The 14,519-nt window shown below is 71.2% G+C and carries 12 protein-coding genes; 5 read left to right on the top strand and 7 right to left on the bottom strand.

Annotated features, from left to right (window positions below; translation table 11 throughout):
* Positions 1-278: 278 nt before the first annotated feature.
* A complete protein-coding gene (gene manA, locus ACWDD9_RS03545; RefSeq protein WP_380779769.1) occupies positions 279-1,457 on the top strand; it encodes a mannose-6-phosphate isomerase, class I in 1,179 nt (392 codons plus the stop codon).
* Positions 1,458-1,479: 22 nt separating this feature from the next.
* Here manA and dnaB read toward each other — a convergent pair whose 3' ends face one another.
* A complete protein-coding gene (gene dnaB / locus ACWDD9_RS03540; protein ID WP_079271991.1) occupies positions 1,480-3,084 on the bottom strand; it encodes a replicative DNA helicase in 1,605 nt (534 codons plus the stop codon).
* Between the two features lie 451 nt (positions 3,085-3,535).
* Between dnaB and ACWDD9_RS03535 the strand changes: the two genes are divergently transcribed.
* A complete protein-coding gene (locus tag ACWDD9_RS03535; RefSeq protein WP_049651108.1) occupies positions 3,536-4,882 on the top strand; it encodes an MATE family efflux transporter in 1,347 nt (448 codons plus the stop codon).
* 83 nt (positions 4,883-4,965) lie between these two features.
* On the opposite strand, the gene rplI is transcribed toward ACWDD9_RS03535, so the two are convergent.
* The 4 genes from rplI to rpsF form a co-directional block, all read right to left on the bottom strand.
* Positions 4,966-5,412 (bottom strand): 50S ribosomal protein L9, encoded by a 447-nt coding sequence (rplI, locus tag ACWDD9_RS03530; protein ID WP_049651109.1) that lies wholly within the window; start codon positions 5,410-5,412, stop codon positions 4,966-4,968.
* 17 nt (positions 5,413-5,429) lie between these two features.
* Positions 5,430-5,666 (bottom strand): 30S ribosomal protein S18, encoded by a 237-nt coding sequence (gene rpsR / locus ACWDD9_RS03525; RefSeq protein ID WP_030059640.1) that lies wholly within the window; start codon positions 5,664-5,666, stop codon positions 5,430-5,432.
* 79 nt (positions 5,667-5,745) lie between these two features.
* The gene (locus ACWDD9_RS03520) at positions 5,746-6,363 is read right to left on the bottom strand and encodes a single-stranded DNA-binding protein (protein WP_380779771.1); all 618 of its coding nucleotides are present in this window, start codon (positions 6,361-6,363) and stop codon (positions 5,746-5,748) included.
* 96 nt (positions 6,364-6,459) lie between these two features.
* Positions 6,460-6,750, bottom strand: a complete 291-nt coding sequence (gene rpsF / locus ACWDD9_RS03515; RefSeq protein ID WP_049651111.1) for a 30S ribosomal protein S6 — start codon at positions 6,748-6,750, stop codon at positions 6,460-6,462.
* 321 nt (positions 6,751-7,071) lie between these two features.
* On the opposite strand from rpsF, the gene ACWDD9_RS03510 reads away from it, so the two are divergent.
* The 3 genes from ACWDD9_RS03510 (at position 7,072) to ACWDD9_RS03500 (ending at position 9,762) form a co-directional block, all read left to right on the top strand.
* Positions 7,072-7,371, top strand: a complete 300-nt coding sequence (locus tag ACWDD9_RS03510; RefSeq protein WP_074001889.1) for a hypothetical protein — start codon at positions 7,072-7,074, stop codon at positions 7,369-7,371.
* A gap of 224 nt (positions 7,372-7,595) precedes the next feature.
* Positions 7,596-8,714 carry a lipid II:glycine glycyltransferase FemX gene (locus ACWDD9_RS03505; RefSeq protein ID WP_074001890.1) on the top strand — a complete coding sequence of 373 codons (1,119 nt, stop codon included), beginning with the start codon at positions 7,596-7,598 and terminating at the stop codon, positions 8,712-8,714.
* 13 nt (positions 8,715-8,727) lie between these two features.
* Positions 8,728-9,762 carry an alanine racemase gene (locus tag ACWDD9_RS03500; RefSeq protein ID WP_049651114.1) on the top strand — a complete coding sequence of 345 codons (1,035 nt, stop codon included), beginning with the start codon at positions 8,728-8,730 and terminating at the stop codon, positions 9,760-9,762.
* A gap of 40 nt (positions 9,763-9,802) precedes the next feature.
* On the opposite strand, the gene ACWDD9_RS03495 is transcribed toward ACWDD9_RS03500, so the two are convergent.
* Together ACWDD9_RS03495 and ACWDD9_RS03490 are read right to left on the bottom strand one after the other, a co-directional pair.
* Positions 9,803-11,380 carry a glycosyltransferase family 87 protein gene (locus ACWDD9_RS03495; RefSeq protein WP_049651115.1) on the bottom strand — a complete coding sequence of 526 codons (1,578 nt, stop codon included), beginning with the start codon at positions 11,378-11,380 and terminating at the stop codon, positions 9,803-9,805.
* Positions 11,381-11,549: 169 nt separating this feature from the next.
* A complete protein-coding gene (locus ACWDD9_RS03490) occupies positions 11,550-14,036 on the bottom strand; it encodes a transglycosylase domain-containing protein (protein WP_380781122.1) in 2,487 nt (828 codons plus the stop codon).
* Positions 14,037-14,519: the final 483 nt, after the last annotated feature.

Here is a 14,519-nt window from a genome sequence, read left to right as displayed (position 1 = left end):
ACGCGGCTCCGCCGGCAGCCCGCCGGGAGGACCTCGGTGGCGAACTGCGCGCAGGGCGGAGGCTACTGCGTCCTGGCATCCTACTACCGCGCCGGGAACCGCAGGTCCGGCCGTGGCACTCCCACCCGGTGGCCACCGTTTCCCCGTGGGTGACACCGTTCGGCTAGGGTCGTTTCCCTTGCCCGTGCCCGGACCGCCCGCACCGCCGGGCCCGCCCCGGCGATCCGGACTCGGGACATCCGGGGCCGCCCAGACTGCGAAGGAGTAGGACCGCGCGCATGGACAGGCTCGTCAACACCGTCCGCCCGTACGCCTGGGGGTCGCTCACCGCCCTGCCCGAGCTGCTCGGGCAGCGGCCGACCGGTGAACCGCAGGCCGAGCTGTGGATGGGCGCCCACCCCGGCGCCCCGTCCCGCGCCGACCGCGGCGAGGGCCCGCGCCGACTGGACGAGCTGATCGCAGCCGACCCCGAGGGCGAGCTGGGCGCCGCGAGCGTGGCCAGGTTCGGCCCGACCCTGCCGTTCCTCTTCAAGGTCCTGGCCGCGGGCATCCCGCTGTCCATCCAGGCCCACCCCACGCTCGACCAGGCCCGGGCCGGCTTCGCCGCCGAGAACGCCCTCGGGATCCCCCTGGACGCCCCCGAGCGCAACTACCGGGACGCCAACCACAAGCCCGAAATGGTCTGCGCGCTGGGCGACTTCGACGGCCTGTGCGGCTTCCGGCGGCCCGCCGACGCGGCCCGGCTGCTGACCGGGCTCGGGGTGCCCGGGCTCGCCCCGGTGATCGGGCGGCTGGCCGCCGAGGACGACTCCGAGGCGCTGCGCGGCGCCCTGACCGCCGCCCTCGCGCTGGACCCGGAGACCGTCCGGCGGACCGTCGAGGTGCTGGCGGCGACCGACCCGGACGGGGAGTACGCCCCGTACGCCCGGATCGCCGAGGACTTCCCGGACGACCGCGGCGTGGTCGCCGGCATGCTGCTCAACCACGTCCGGCTGCGGGCCGGCCAGGCGCTCTACCTGGGCGCCGGGGTCCCGCACGGCTACCTGTCCGGCGTCTGCGTCGAGCTCCAGGCCAACTCCGACAACGTGCTGCGGGCCGGCCTCACCCCCAAGCACATCGACGTGCCGGAGCTGCTGAAGGTCGTGGTCTTCGAGGCCGGCGCCCCCGAGCCGCTGGAGCCGGCCCCGGTCGAGGGCACCCCGGGCGAGGAGCTCTACCCCGTCCCGATCGACGAGTTCCGGCTCTCCCGCTTCGTCCTGGACGGCGCCGAGCGCGAGATCGACGGCCGCACCCCGCAGATCCTGCTCTGCACCGAGGGCGCCACCCGGCTGACCGCCGCCGACGGCACCGTCCTGGACCTGGCCCGCGGCCAGGCCGCCTTCCTCCCCGCCACCGGCACCCCGACCCGCCTCTCCGGCACCGGCGGCACGCTCTTCCGCGCCACCGTCACCGTCTGACCGCTCCGGACGGGGCCCGGGCTCAGTCCCGGGTCATGTCGACGAAGCGCGAGTAGTGGCCCTGGAAGGCCACCGTGATCGTCGCGGTCGGACCGTTACGGTGCTTGGCGACGATCAGGTCGGCCTCGCCCGCGCGCGGGGACTCCTTCTCGTAGGCGTCCTCGCGGTGCAGCAGGATGACCATGTCGGCGTCCTGCTCGATCGAGCCGGACTCGCGGAGGTCCGAGACCATCGGCCGCTTGTCGGTGCGCTGCTCGGGACCACGGTTCAGCTGGGACAGCGCGATGACCGGGACTTCCAGCTCCTTGGCCAGCAGCTTGAGGTTACGGGACATGTCCGAGACCTCCTGCTGGCGGTTCTCGGCCCGCCGGGAGCCGCCGGACTGCATCAGCTGGAGGTAGTCGATGACGACCAGCTTGATGTCGTTGCGCTGCTTCAGCCGGCGGCACTTGGCGCGGATCTCCATCATCGACAGGTTCGGCGAGTCGTCGATGAACAGCGGCGCCTCGCTGACGTCGGGCATCCGGCGGGCCACCCGCGTCCAGTCGTCGTCCGTCATGTTCCCGGAGCGCATGTGGTGCAGCGCCACCCGGGCCTCGGCGGAGAGCAGGCGCATGGCGATCTCGTTGCGGCCCATTTCGAGCGAGAAGATCACGCTCGGCAGCTTGTGGTGGATCGAGCAGGCCCGGGCGAAGTCCAGCGCCAGGGTGGACTTGCCCATCGCGGGACGGGCCGCGATGACGATCATCTGGCCGGGGTGGAGGCCGTTGGTGAGCTGGTCGAAGTCGGCGAAGCCGGTGGGGACGCCGGACATCTCGCCGTTGCGGGAGCCGATCGCCTCGATCTCGTCGAGGGCGCCCTCCATGATGTCGGAGAGCGGGGCGTAGTCCTCGTTGGTGCGCTGCTCGGTGACGGCGTAGATCTCCGCCTGGGCGGCGTTGACGATCTCGTCCACGTCGCCCTCGGCCGCGTAGCCCATGCCGGCGATCCGGGTGCCCGCCTCGACCAGCCGGCGCAGCACCGCGCGCTCGTGCACGATCTGGGCGTAGTACTCGGCGTTGGCCGCGGTCGGGACGGAGTTGACCAGGGTGTGCAGGTAGGAGGCGCCGCCGACGCGCTGGAGCTCGCCGCGCTTGGTCAGCTCGCCGGCCACGGTGATCGGGTCGGCCGGCTCGCCGCGGGCGTAGAGGTCGAGGATCGCGCCGTGGACCATCTCGTGCGCGGGCCGGTAGTAGTCGACCGGCTTGAGCACCTCGACGACGTCGGCGATGGCGTCCTTGGAGAGCAGCATGCCGCCGAGGACGGACTTCTCGGCGTCCAGGTCCTGCGGCGGGACGCGCTCGAAGCCGTCCACGCCCCCGCCCCCGTCGCCGCCGCCCTCGTCCCGGCGCTGCCAGCCGCCGTCCTTCCGGTCGCCCTTGCCGCCCTTCTGGAAGCCGCCCTTCTGGCCGTCACGGCCACCGCCCTGACCGCCCTGGCCACGGCCGCGCGAGACCGGCAGCCGGTCCCCCGGGCCGTCCGGGAAGGGGGCGTCGTCGAAGGCGCCGGCCGGGAAGGGGTCCTCGGCGGGCTGCCAGTCCTCCTCCGGCGGCGGGGCGTCGTGGTCGTCGTACTGGGGGCCGGTCACGCGTGTTCCCCGATCAGCGAGTGGTGCGAAGGTGGAGCGGGCTTGCCGGTGGCTGGGTGGAGCGGAGCCGCTCCTCTTTGTACGCCACGGTCCCGACAAAACGGACGCCGGGGCGGCGGGAGTGTCGGGCGGAGGGCCCACGCTAAGGCGCCGGACGCCGTTGCGCCAAGGCGGTTATCCACAGGGGGTGTGGATGACCGGCCCCGTCCTGTGGAGAACTGCCGCAAAGCTGTGGACACCCCTGTGGACGTCCCTGTGGATAACCGAACAATCGATCCACCGTCAACCTGTTGACCTGGGATTACCTCTTCCCGGTCCTGTGCATGAGAAATTCTTCACACACCTCCGAACGGCTGTGGGCGCAGAGCGGACGAACCGCGCCGCTCAAGATTTCGAGTAATAGTCAATAGGCCCTTACATCCATTACCTGTGGATGAGTAGCCTGGAGCCCATGACCGCCTCGCCCCCGACCCCGGCCCCGAAGCCCTCGCGACGCCGGCACGACCGGGAGATCCTCGCCCTGGCCGTCCCGGCCTTCGGCGCGCTCGTCGCCGAACCGCTCTTCCTGATGGCCGACTCGGCGATCGTCGGCCACCTCGGCACCCCCCAGCTGGCCGGGGTGGGCGTCGCCTCCGCCGCGCTCTCCACCGCGACCGGCGTGTTCGTCTTCCTCGCCTACGCCACCACCGCGGCGGTCGCCCGCCGGATCGGCGCCGGGGACCGCCGGGGCGCCGTGCAGCAGGGCATCGACGGCATCTGGCTCGCCCTGGGCCTGGCCGTCCCGGTGGTCCTCCTCACCCTGGTGCTGGCGCCCTGGGCGGCCGACGCGCTGGGCGCCTCGGCGACCGCCGCGCCGCACGCGGTGACGTACCTGCGGATCAGCTCGCTGGGCATCCCGGCGATGCTCATGGTGCTGGCCGCCACCGGGGTGCTGCGCGGCCTCCAGGACACCCGCACGCCGCTGGTGGTGGCCGTCGCGGGCTTCGCCGCCAACATCGGCCTGAACGCCGGCCTGGTGTACGGCGCCGGGCTCGGGGTGGCCGGCTCGGCCTGGGGCACCGTGCTCGCCCAGACCGGGATGGCCGCCGCCTACCTGGTCGTGGTGGTCCGCGGCGCCCGCCGGGAAGGGGCCTCGCTGCGGCCGGACACCGCGGGCATCCGGGCCAGTGCCAGGGCCGGCGGCCCGCTGCTGGTCCGGACGATCAGCCTGCGCGCGGTGCTGATGACCGCCACCGCGGTCGCCGCCCGGCTCGGCGACGACCAGGTCGCCGCCCACCAGATCACCATGGCGCTGTTCAACTTCCTGGCCTTCGCGCTGGACGCGATCGCGATCGCCGGCCAGGCCATCATCGGCCGCTACCTGGGCGCCTCGGACGTCCCCGGCGCCAGGGCCGCCACCCGGCGGATGGTCGAGTGGGGCGTCGTCTCCGGGCTGGTGCTCGGCCTGCTGGTGGTGGTCGCCCGCCCGCTGTACGTCCCGCTCTTCACACCCGATCCGGCCGTCCGGGCCCAGCTGGACACCGCCCTGCTGCTGCTCGCGCTCACCCAGCCGGTGGCCGGCCCGGTCTTCGTGCTGGACGGCGTGCTGATGGGCGCCGGGGACGGCCGCTACCTGGCCTGGGCCGGGCTCGCCACCCTGGCGGTGTTCGTCCCGGTGGCCCTGGCGGTGCCGGCCACCGGCACCGGACTGGCCGGGCTCTGGTGGGCGATGAACCTGTTCATGCTGCTGCGGGCCGGCTTCCTGGCCTGGCGCGCCCGCGGCGGCAAGTGGCTGGTCACCGGAGCGGTGCGCGGCTGAGACCCGAAGAGAACCGGGCCGGAAAAGACCGAGGGCCGGACTCCCGGAGGAGTCCGGCCCTCAGGCCTTGTGCTCTACGGAGCTCAGGCAGCCACGACGGCGACGTCGAGGTTGGCCACGACGTCCGAGTGCAGCTTGACCGAGACCTTGTGGGAGCCCACGGTCTTGATCGGCGAGGCGATCGCGACGGCGCGCTTGTCCACGGCCGGGCCGCCGGCGGCCTTGATGGCCTCGACGACGTCGGCCTGGGTCACCGAGCCGAACAGACGGCCGGCGTCGCCCGAGCGGACGGCCAGCTTGACCTGGACGCCCTCGAGCTGACCCTTGACCGCGGTGGCGGCCTCGAGGGTCTGGATCTCGTGGATCTTCCGGGCGCGACGGATGGCGTCGACGTCCTTCTGACCACCCTTGGTCCAGCGGATGGCGAAGCCACGCGGGACCAGGTAGTTGCGGGCGTAGCCGTCCTTGACCTCGACGACCTCGCCGGCGGAGCCGAGACCCGGCACCTCGTGAGTGAGGATGATCTTCATTACTTGGTCACCCTCTCTTAGCGCGCGGTGCTGGTGTAGGGCAGCAGCGCCATCTCACGGCTGTTCTTCACGGCCGTGGCGACGTCACGCTGGTGCTGGGTGCAGTTGCCGGTCACCCGACGGGCACGGATCTTGCCGCGGTCGGAGATGTACTTCCGCAGCAGGTTCGTGTCCTTGTAGTCAACGTAGTTGACCTTGTCCTTGCAGAAGACGCAAACCTTCTTCTTCGGCTTGCGAGCAGGCGGCTTCGCCATTGTGTGCTCCATTTGGGGTTCACGGCCCGGCGGGCGTCCGGGGACGCCGGCGGCCGGGCCGCACGAAATCTGTCAGCTCTTAGAACGGGGGCTCTTCCGAGTAGCCGCCACCGCCGCCGGCCGGGGCACCCCAGCCGCCGCCCTGGTTTCCACCGGACGGGGCGCTGGAGGCCCAGGGGTCGTCGGAGGGGCCGGACTGGCCGCCGCCGGAGTTTCCACCCCAGCTGCCGCCGCCCTGCTGGCCGCCGCCGCCGGAGTTTCCACCCCAGCTGCCGCCGCCGCCCTGGCCGCCACCCTGCTGGCCGCCGAAGCCGCCACCGGGGCCGCCGGACCGGTTGGCCCGGGTGACCTTGGCGGTCGCCGAGCGCAGGCTCGGACCGACCTCGTCGACCTCGACCTCGAAGACCGTCCGCTTCTCGCCTTCCTTGGTCTCGTAAGACCGCTGGCGCAGTCGGCCCTGCACGATGACGCGCATGCCGCGCTGCAGCGACTCGGCCACGTTCTCCGCCGGCTGCCGCCAGACGTTGCACGTGAGGAAGAGGCTCTCGCCGTCCTTCCACTCGTTCGTCTGACGGTCGAAGGTGCGGGGGGTGGACGCGATGCGGAACTTCGCGACCGCCGCACCCGACGGGGTGAAGCGCAGCTCGGGGTCGTCGACGAGATTGCCGACGAGGGTGATGACGGTCTCGCCTGCCATGGTGGTGATGACCTCTCGGGAAGATGTCCGTTCACCGCTGTTTCACGTGAAACAGCGGACGCGAGCTACCCGAGACCCGAAGGCCTCAGAGGTGGCTCAGTGGGTGTCCGGGCGCAGGACCTTGGTCCGCAGAACCGACTCGCTCAGGCCCAGCTGGCGGTCGAGCTCCTTGACGACCTCAGGCGTGGCCTTGAGGTCGATGACCGAGTAGATGCCCTCGGACTGCTTGTTGATCTCGTAAGCCAGACGGCGGCGACCCCAGGTGTCGACCTTCTCCACCTTGCCACCCGCGTTGCGGACGACGGTGAGGAAGTTCTCGATCAGGGGGGAGACAGCGCGCTCCTCGACCGAGGGGTCGAGGATGACCATCAGCTCGTAGTGACGCATGAGTAACCCACCTCCTTTGGACTCAGCGGCCACGGTCTCTCCGTGGCAGGAGGGTTGTGCGTAGCGTCGGCACCGGAGCAGTGACGACTCCGGCCCACCGTAGCGGCCGGGTCGGACAATCGGCCCCCGCTCCGCCCGGAGGCGGATCCCACCCGGTAGAGGGTGCAGAGGGGGCACAACTACACCAGTGCAGACGGCACAGCCTACCTGCACCCGGACGGCCGAACAAAACGCATAGGGGTTGTGAGAGCGGCCCAAGCGCCGCAATCTGGACGGAACGGGATTCCTGCCCGTTCGTCTCCACGCCAGGAGGTGGGACCCATGGCACAGTCCGTCCACCGCATGCCCGCCCTCACCCTGAACACCGACGGCCACCCGCACCCCCGCGAGAACGCCCTGGTGGGCGTCACCGCCGTGCTGGGCGTGATCGCCTTCACCACCTCGTTCTTCCACAACCTGCACCTGCTGACCTCGTGGACCGGCCTGTTCGGCATCGTCACGGGCCTGTGGGGCATGTTCGTCTCGGTCACCACCGCCGAGCGCTTCGTCCTGATGATCACACTCGGCGCCGCCGCGATCGGCTTCTACCTCGGCATCGCCCGCGGCGGTCTCTGGGGCTGAACCGGGCCCCCGCGCCCCCTCGCACGCCCCCGGACCGCACCGCTGGGACCGAGCCCACAGGCCCCGCCCGGAACCCTCGCCGCCCCCGTCGCGTATCTGCAGAGGAGACAGGTACCCGACGGGGGCGCCGCCGTGCCCGCAGCGACGGGCGCCCGGACCCCGGACGATAAGGTCAGCCCGAGAACCTGGGCCACCGCAGCCCGACGACGAGGAGCACCGAGCACATGAGCCTGCGCCTGAGGACGATCACCCGCGAGGAGCACCTCGCCTTCATCAGGAGCCGCGCCTCGGCCAGCCACATGCAGGTGCCGTCGTGGGGCGACGTGAAGGCCGAGTGGCGCTCCGAGTCGATCGGCTGGTTCGACGAGACCGACCAGCTCGTCGGCGCCGGCCTGGTCCTCTACCGCCAGCTGCCCAAGCTCAAGCGCTACCTCGCCTACCTGCCCGAGGGACCGGTCATCGACTGGTTCGACCGCGACCTCGACCGCTGGCTCTCCCCGATGCTGGCGCACCTCAAGTCGCAGGGCGCGTTCTCGGTGAAGATGGGCCCGCCGATCGTCATCCGCCGCTGGAACGCCCCCACCATCAAGGAGGCCATCGCCGGCAAGCAGGCCAAGCGCCTGCGCGACGTCGAGGCCGACTGGTACGAGGCCCGCGCCTTCGAGGTGGCCGACCGGCTGCGCAAGGCCGGCTGGCTGCAGGGCGAGGACGGCGGCGCCGGCTTCGGCGACGTCCAGCCCCGCTACGTCTTCCAGGTGCCGCTGGCCAACCGCTCGCTGGACGACATCCACAAGAACTTCAACCAGCTCTGGCGCCGCAACATCAAGAAGGCCGAGAAGAGCGGCGTCGAGGTCTACCAGGGCGGCTACGACGACCTGCCGATCTTCCACCAGCTCTACCTGGTCACCGCCGAGCGCGACAAGTTCACCCCGCGCCCGCTGGCCTACTTCCAGCGGATGTGGAAGGCCCTGGTGGCCGAGGACCCGAACCGCATGCGGCTCTACATCGCCTACCACGAGGGCGAGCCGCTGGCCGCCACCACGATGCTGGTGGTCGGCGAGCACGTCTGGTACTCCTACGGCGCCTCGGCCAACCACAAGCGCGAGGTCAAGCCGTCCAACGCCATCCAGTGGCGGATGATGCGCGACTCCTACGCCCTCGGCGGCGGGGTGTACGACCTGCGCGGCATCAGTGACACCCTGGACGAGAACGACCACCTGTTCGGCCTGATCCAGTTCAAGGTCGGCACCGGCGGCCAGGCGGCCGAGTACCTCGGCGAGTGGGACTTCCCGCTCAACAAGCTGCTGCACAAGGCCCTCGACCTCTACATGTCCCGCCGCTGAGGAGGCTGACCCGATGACGCTGTCGCTCTACCTCGAGACCGAACGCTGGCGCACCCACCAGCGCTCCGTCCTCGCCGAGTTCCCCGGCCTGGTGCCCGTCGCCAAGGGGAACGGCTACGGCCTGGGCAACCACCGGCTGGCCGAGGAGGCGACGCTGCTGGGCACCGGGGTGCTCGCCGTCGGTACCGCGTACGAGGCGGCCGACGCCGCCGAGTGGTACGGCGGCGAGCTGCTGGTGCTCACCCCGTACCGGGTCGGCGAGGAGGTGCTCCCGCTGCCGCACGCCCGGGTGATCCGGACGGTGGCCAGCGTGGAGGCGCTGCGCTCGCTGCACGGCGCCCGGGTGGTGCTGGAGTGCATGACCACCATGCGCCGGCACGGCGTGAGCGCGGCCGACCTGCGCACCGTCGCCAACGAGCTGGAGGGCGTCGCCTTCGAGGGCCTGGCGCTGCACCTGCCGATGGACCGGCCGGACGGCTCCAGCCCGATCGAGGAGGTCGCGTACTGGGTGGACACCGCCCGGGCGGCCGGCATCCCGGTGCACACCGTGTTCGTCAGCCACCTCGGCGCGGCCGGCATGGACCAGCTGGCCCAGCGCTACCCGGAGACGGTCTTCCGCGCCCGGATCGGCACCCGGCTCTGGCTCGGCGACCACGCCGCGCTGGAGGTCCGGGCCACCGTCCTGGACGTCACCCCGCTGCAGAAGGGCGACCGCTACGGCTACCGCCAGCACCCGGCGCCCTCCGACGGCCACATCCTGGTGGTCGCCGGCGGCACCGCGCACGGCATCGGCCTGGAGGCGCCCAAGTACCTCCAGAGCATGGGGGCGCGGGCCAAGGGCATCGCCCGGGCCGGCCTGGCGACCGTCAACAAGACCAAGTCGCCGTTCCACTGGGCCGGCAAGCAGCTGTGGTTCGCCGAGCCGCCGCACATGCAGGTCTCGCTGCTCTTCCTGGACGGGGAGACCAAGCCCCCGGCGATCGGCGAGGAGCTCGGTCTCCAGGTCCGGCACACCACCACGCACTTCGACCGCGTGGTGGACCGCTGACCCGCCAGGCCTTTCCGACCCGCCAGGCCTTTCCGACCGGCTAGGCCTTTTCGGCCGGCTCCGGCAGCTCGGGCTCGTTGAGCCACTGCTCGGGGCCGGCCGGCGCGTACCCGGCGTAGCTCTCCTCCTCGCGCAGCCGGCGGGCGGTGCCCAGCACGGACACGTCCGGGGCGTGGTCCAGCACCCCGCCGGAGGGGTCGTCGCTGCCGTCCCAGCGGACCGGGTCGCGGTCCGGGTGGAGGACGTCGCGGACCACCAGGGCGACCAGGTACAGCGTGCCCAGCAGGTGCAGCCCGATCGCGAAGTGGTACCAGCCCTCGCCGATCCCGTGCTGCTTGGAGCCGGTGACCAGGCCCAGGTGGGACCAGATGCCCAGGGTGTAGAGCACCTCGCAGGCCTGCCAGACCAGGAAGTCCCGCCAGCGCGGCCGGGCCAGCACCGCGAGCGGCAGCAGCCAGAGCGCGTACTGCGGCGAGTACACCTTGTTGACCAGCACGAACAGCGCGACCACCAGGAAGGCCAGCTGGGCGAAGCGCGGCCGGCGCGGGGCCGAGAAGCCGAGCCACGCTATGGCCAGGCAGCCCAGCACCATCAGCACGCCGATGTAGACGTCGAGGTCGGCCAGCCCGGCGCCCCGGCGCTGCATCAGGATCAGCCAGAACGAGCCGTAGTCCTCGCCGCGGTGCTTGCTGAACACGTAGAAGGTCGACCAGCCCCGCCAGTTGGCCAGCATGATCGGCAGGTTGACCACCAGCCAGGAGCCGACCGCGCCGCCCAGCATCACCCGGAACTCGCGCCACCGGCCGGCCCGCCAGCAGAGCACCAGCAGCGGGCCGATCAGCAGCAGCGGGTAGAGCTTGGCCGCGGTGGCCAGGCCGATGAAGACACCGGCCCAGCCCGGGCGGGCACCGCTCCACCAGGCCATCGCCACGGCGGCCAGGGCGACCGCGAGCAGGTCCCAGTTGACGGTGCCGTTGAGCAGCAGGACGGGGGCGAGCGCGAACAGCAGCGCGTCCCATGGACGGCGCCGGTGGGTGCGGGAGAGCGCCACCGCGGCGACCACCGCGCAGGCCATCAGCATCCCGGCGTTGATCGCCCAGAACCACTGCTCCTGGCTCTGCTGGTCCCCGCCGCCCGGCGTCAGCCAGGCCGCGACCTGCATGAACAGGCCGGTCAGCACCGGGTACTCCAGGTACTGGAGGTCCCCCGAGGAGCCCGGGACGCGGTCCACGTACGGGTGCAGCCCGGCCGCGAAGCCGCGTCCGGAGAACAGGTGCGGGATGTCGCTGTAGCAGGCGTGGATGTACTGCGGCGAGCCCGGCTGGAACCAGGCCTGCTCGTAGCAGGGCAGCTTCTGCACCATCCCGAGCACCGACACCACGATCACCGCGAGCGCCAGGAAGCGCGCCGGGACCCACCAGGAGACGCCGAGCAGCGCCCGGCGGCCCGGGGGCCCGCCGAACACCTCGCTGCCGGCCGCCGCCACCGGGTCCTCGTCGGCCGGCACGACCACGGTGTTGGCCGGCGGCGCGGCCGTGGCGACGGCTGCCGGGAGGGGCCCTGCGGCGGCGCCGGACCCGTCCGGCCCGGCGGTTTCGTCACGATCGCTCGACGTCATGCCGGACATCCTGCCGCACCCGTCCCGCCGGGACGAGGAGGACCCCGCAACGGTCTGTACCTCTTCGCCGCGGGCGGGCGCGGCGGGCGCGACGGAAACGGCGGTGGCGGCCCTCCGAGGAGGACCGCCACCGCCGTGGTTCCGGGTTCCGGGTTCCGCCCGGCCGGGGCTACTGCCCGGCCGCCCCGCCGCCCTGGAGACCGCCCGTGCTGCTCGGCGTCGGCTTGCCGCCGCCGGTCGGGCGTCCGCCACCGCCACCGTTGCCGCCGCCCGGCGGCGTGGTGTCCGTCGGTCCCGGCGGCTGCGTCTGGCAGCCGATCACCGGCAGGCAGCTGTTGCCCGGGTTCGGCCTGGTGTGCGAGGGGGTCGGCTGGTCGCCGGGGCAGTCCACGCCGGGCACGCAGGTCTGGGTGGGCTGCGGCTGCACGGGCGGCTGCGGCGCCTGCGTCTGGGCGGCCGGCGGGGCCGTCGGGCTGTCGGTCGTGGTCGGGGTCGCCGCCGCGCTGGCCGTGGACGGCGCGCCGGAGGAGTCGACCTCGGTGCCGACCGGCTGCGGGGTCGGGAAGTCCATCTTCTTCTCGTTGGCCAGTGCGGCCTTCATGTACCGGGTGAAGACATCGGTCGGGATGTCACCACCGTGGATGGACTCCTTGCCGCCGGTGCCGTTGAGCGACTGCCGCTCGTGCTTGGTCGGGTCCTCGCGCCACATCGCGACGCTGGTCGCCAGCTGCGGGGTGTAGCCGACCCACCAGGCCGACTTGTTCTGGTCGGTGGTACCGGTCTTGCCGGCCACCGGGCGGCCCAGGTCCTTCGTCTTCTTACCGGTACCGTTCACCGCCACGTTCACCAGCGTGTCGGTGACGTTGTCGGCGACGGCCGGCTCCAGCGCGACCTTGGGCTCCTTCTTGCCGAAGCCCGGCCGCTCCACGCCGCTCACCTCGACCTTGGTGACCGAGTACGGCTCGGCCTCCTTGCCGCTGGCCGCCAGGGTGCCGTAGGCGGTGGCCATCCGGATCGGGCTGATGGTGGAGGTGCCGAGCGGGAAGGTCGCCGTCTTCGGGTCGGCGAGGCTCTCCTTCTTGATGCCCATCTGCACCGCGATGTCGGCCACGTTCTGGCCGCCGACGTCCTGGTTCAGCTGGACGAAGGGCACGTTGTACGAGTACTGCATGGCCATCCGCAGCGAGACGTAGCCGCGCTTGCCGGCGTCCTCGTTCTTCTGCCGGTAGGGCTTGCCGTCGTCGCCGATCACCAGCGAGCCGTCCGCCTTGCGGATCTCGGACATGTCGTCGGCCAGGTAGCGGCTGTCGGCGTTGATCCGCTTCGGCTTGCCCTTGTCGTCCTTCGCGGTCTGCACGCCGGTCTGCATCGCGGTGGCCAGCACGAAGGGCTTGAAGGTCGAGCCGACCTGGACGCCGGTGGCGTCGGCGTTGTTGTCGAAGTGGCCGTTCTCCACGCCGTCGCCGCCGTAGAGGGCGACGATCGCGCCGTCGCCGGGGCGGATGCTGGCGGAGCCGAACTGGATGTTGGTGTCGTTGTCCGGCCGCTTCTGCGGGTTGAGGTTCTCCGCCTTGACGGCGTCGACGGCGCTCTTCAGCGCGTCGACCTTGTCCTTCTCGAAGGTGGTGTAGATCTTCAGGCCGCCCCGGTCGATCATCTGCTGGGTGATCGTCTTGTCGGTGGCCATCACGTACTTGTTGGCGGTGTCGACCAGGTAGCTGATCTCACCGTTCATGTTGGAGTTGGGCTTCTGCGTGATCGGGTCCGGGAACGCGGTGCACTTGGCGCGCTCCTCCGGGGTGATGGCCTTGGTGTCCACCATCTGGTCCAGGATCCAGTTCCACCGGCCCTGGGCCCGGTCCTTGTTGGCCGGGTTGGTGGGGTCGTAGTACGCCGCACCCTTGAGCAGACCGGCCAGCATGGCGCTCTGACAGACGTTGAGGTCCTTGGCGTCCACCCCGTAGTACGCCTGGGCGGCCGCCTGGGCACCGTTCGCACCGCGGCCGAACCAGCTGGTGTTCAGGTAGCCGGTGAGGATCTCCGGCTTCTCCTTCTCCTGGTTGATCTTCAGCGTGATGAAGAACTCCCTCACCTTGCGGCTGAGGGTCTGCTCCTGGCTCAGGTAGGCGTTCTTCACGTACTGCTGGGTGATCGTCGAGGCGCCCTGGGTCTCACCGCCCTTCGCCATGTTCCAGACCGCGCGGAGCATGCCCTTGGGGTCGATGCCGCTGTCGGTCTTGAAGCTCTTGTTCTCCGCGGCGATGACGGCGTCCTGGAGGTGCGGACTGATGTCCTTGAGCTCGACGATCTGACGGTTGGTCTGGCCCTTGCGGGTCATCTCCGTGTTGTCGGCCCAGTAGTAGATCGTGTTCTGGTCCTTCACCAGATCGTTCAGCTTGGGGACCTCGGTGGTCTGGTACAGGTAGAACACCAGGCCCACGAAGCAGCCGAAGACCAGTACGAAGGCGCTCAGCCACTGCTTCCAGGACGGCAGCCAGCGCCGGACGCCGGTCTTGCCGAACCGCGGGTAGTCGATGAAGCGCTTCTTGCCGGGGCCGGCGGCCGCGGCGGCGGAGGCGGCCGCGGCGTCACCGCGCCGGCCACCCCCCTTGGCGCCCTTCTTCTGGGCGGCCTTGCGCATCTCCGCACGGGTCATCCGGGGCTGCTGTGCGGTCTCCCTGACCCCCGAGGGGCGTCGCCGACCGGCGCCGTCCGAGCGCAGCTCGTCGGGTCCCGGCCCCTCGCCCTGACGGCCACCGCCTCCCGGGGGCTGCTGCCCCTCACCGCCCGGGTTGGGCGTCCTTCGCCGTCGCTCGCTCATCTTCCAGCCACTCCTCGCCAGGCGTTTCCAGCCTGAAGGCAGGGTTCACGTCCGATGCCCGCCAACCGCCCTGATCCCGGAGGTGGTCCTCGTGCACACGCGACAGCGTACGCAGCACGGATATACAACTAATCGGACATCAGTTGCCAATGCCCGCAAAACGGCAACAGATCATTACAAGCCCGTTGCCAACACCAGCCGCGCGTCGGCTTGTGATCACATTCACGCGCGCCCCTCTTGCCCGTTCCGGGGGTCGGGTTTACTGTTCTCGATATATCGAGCCGATACATCGAAGCGGTATACCGCCGGATGCAGCGG

The organism is Kitasatospora sp. NPDC001119, from assembly GCF_053598475.1.
The sequence above is the reverse complement of the archived record's forward strand: the minus strand, read 5'-3'. Positions and strand labels throughout refer to the sequence as shown.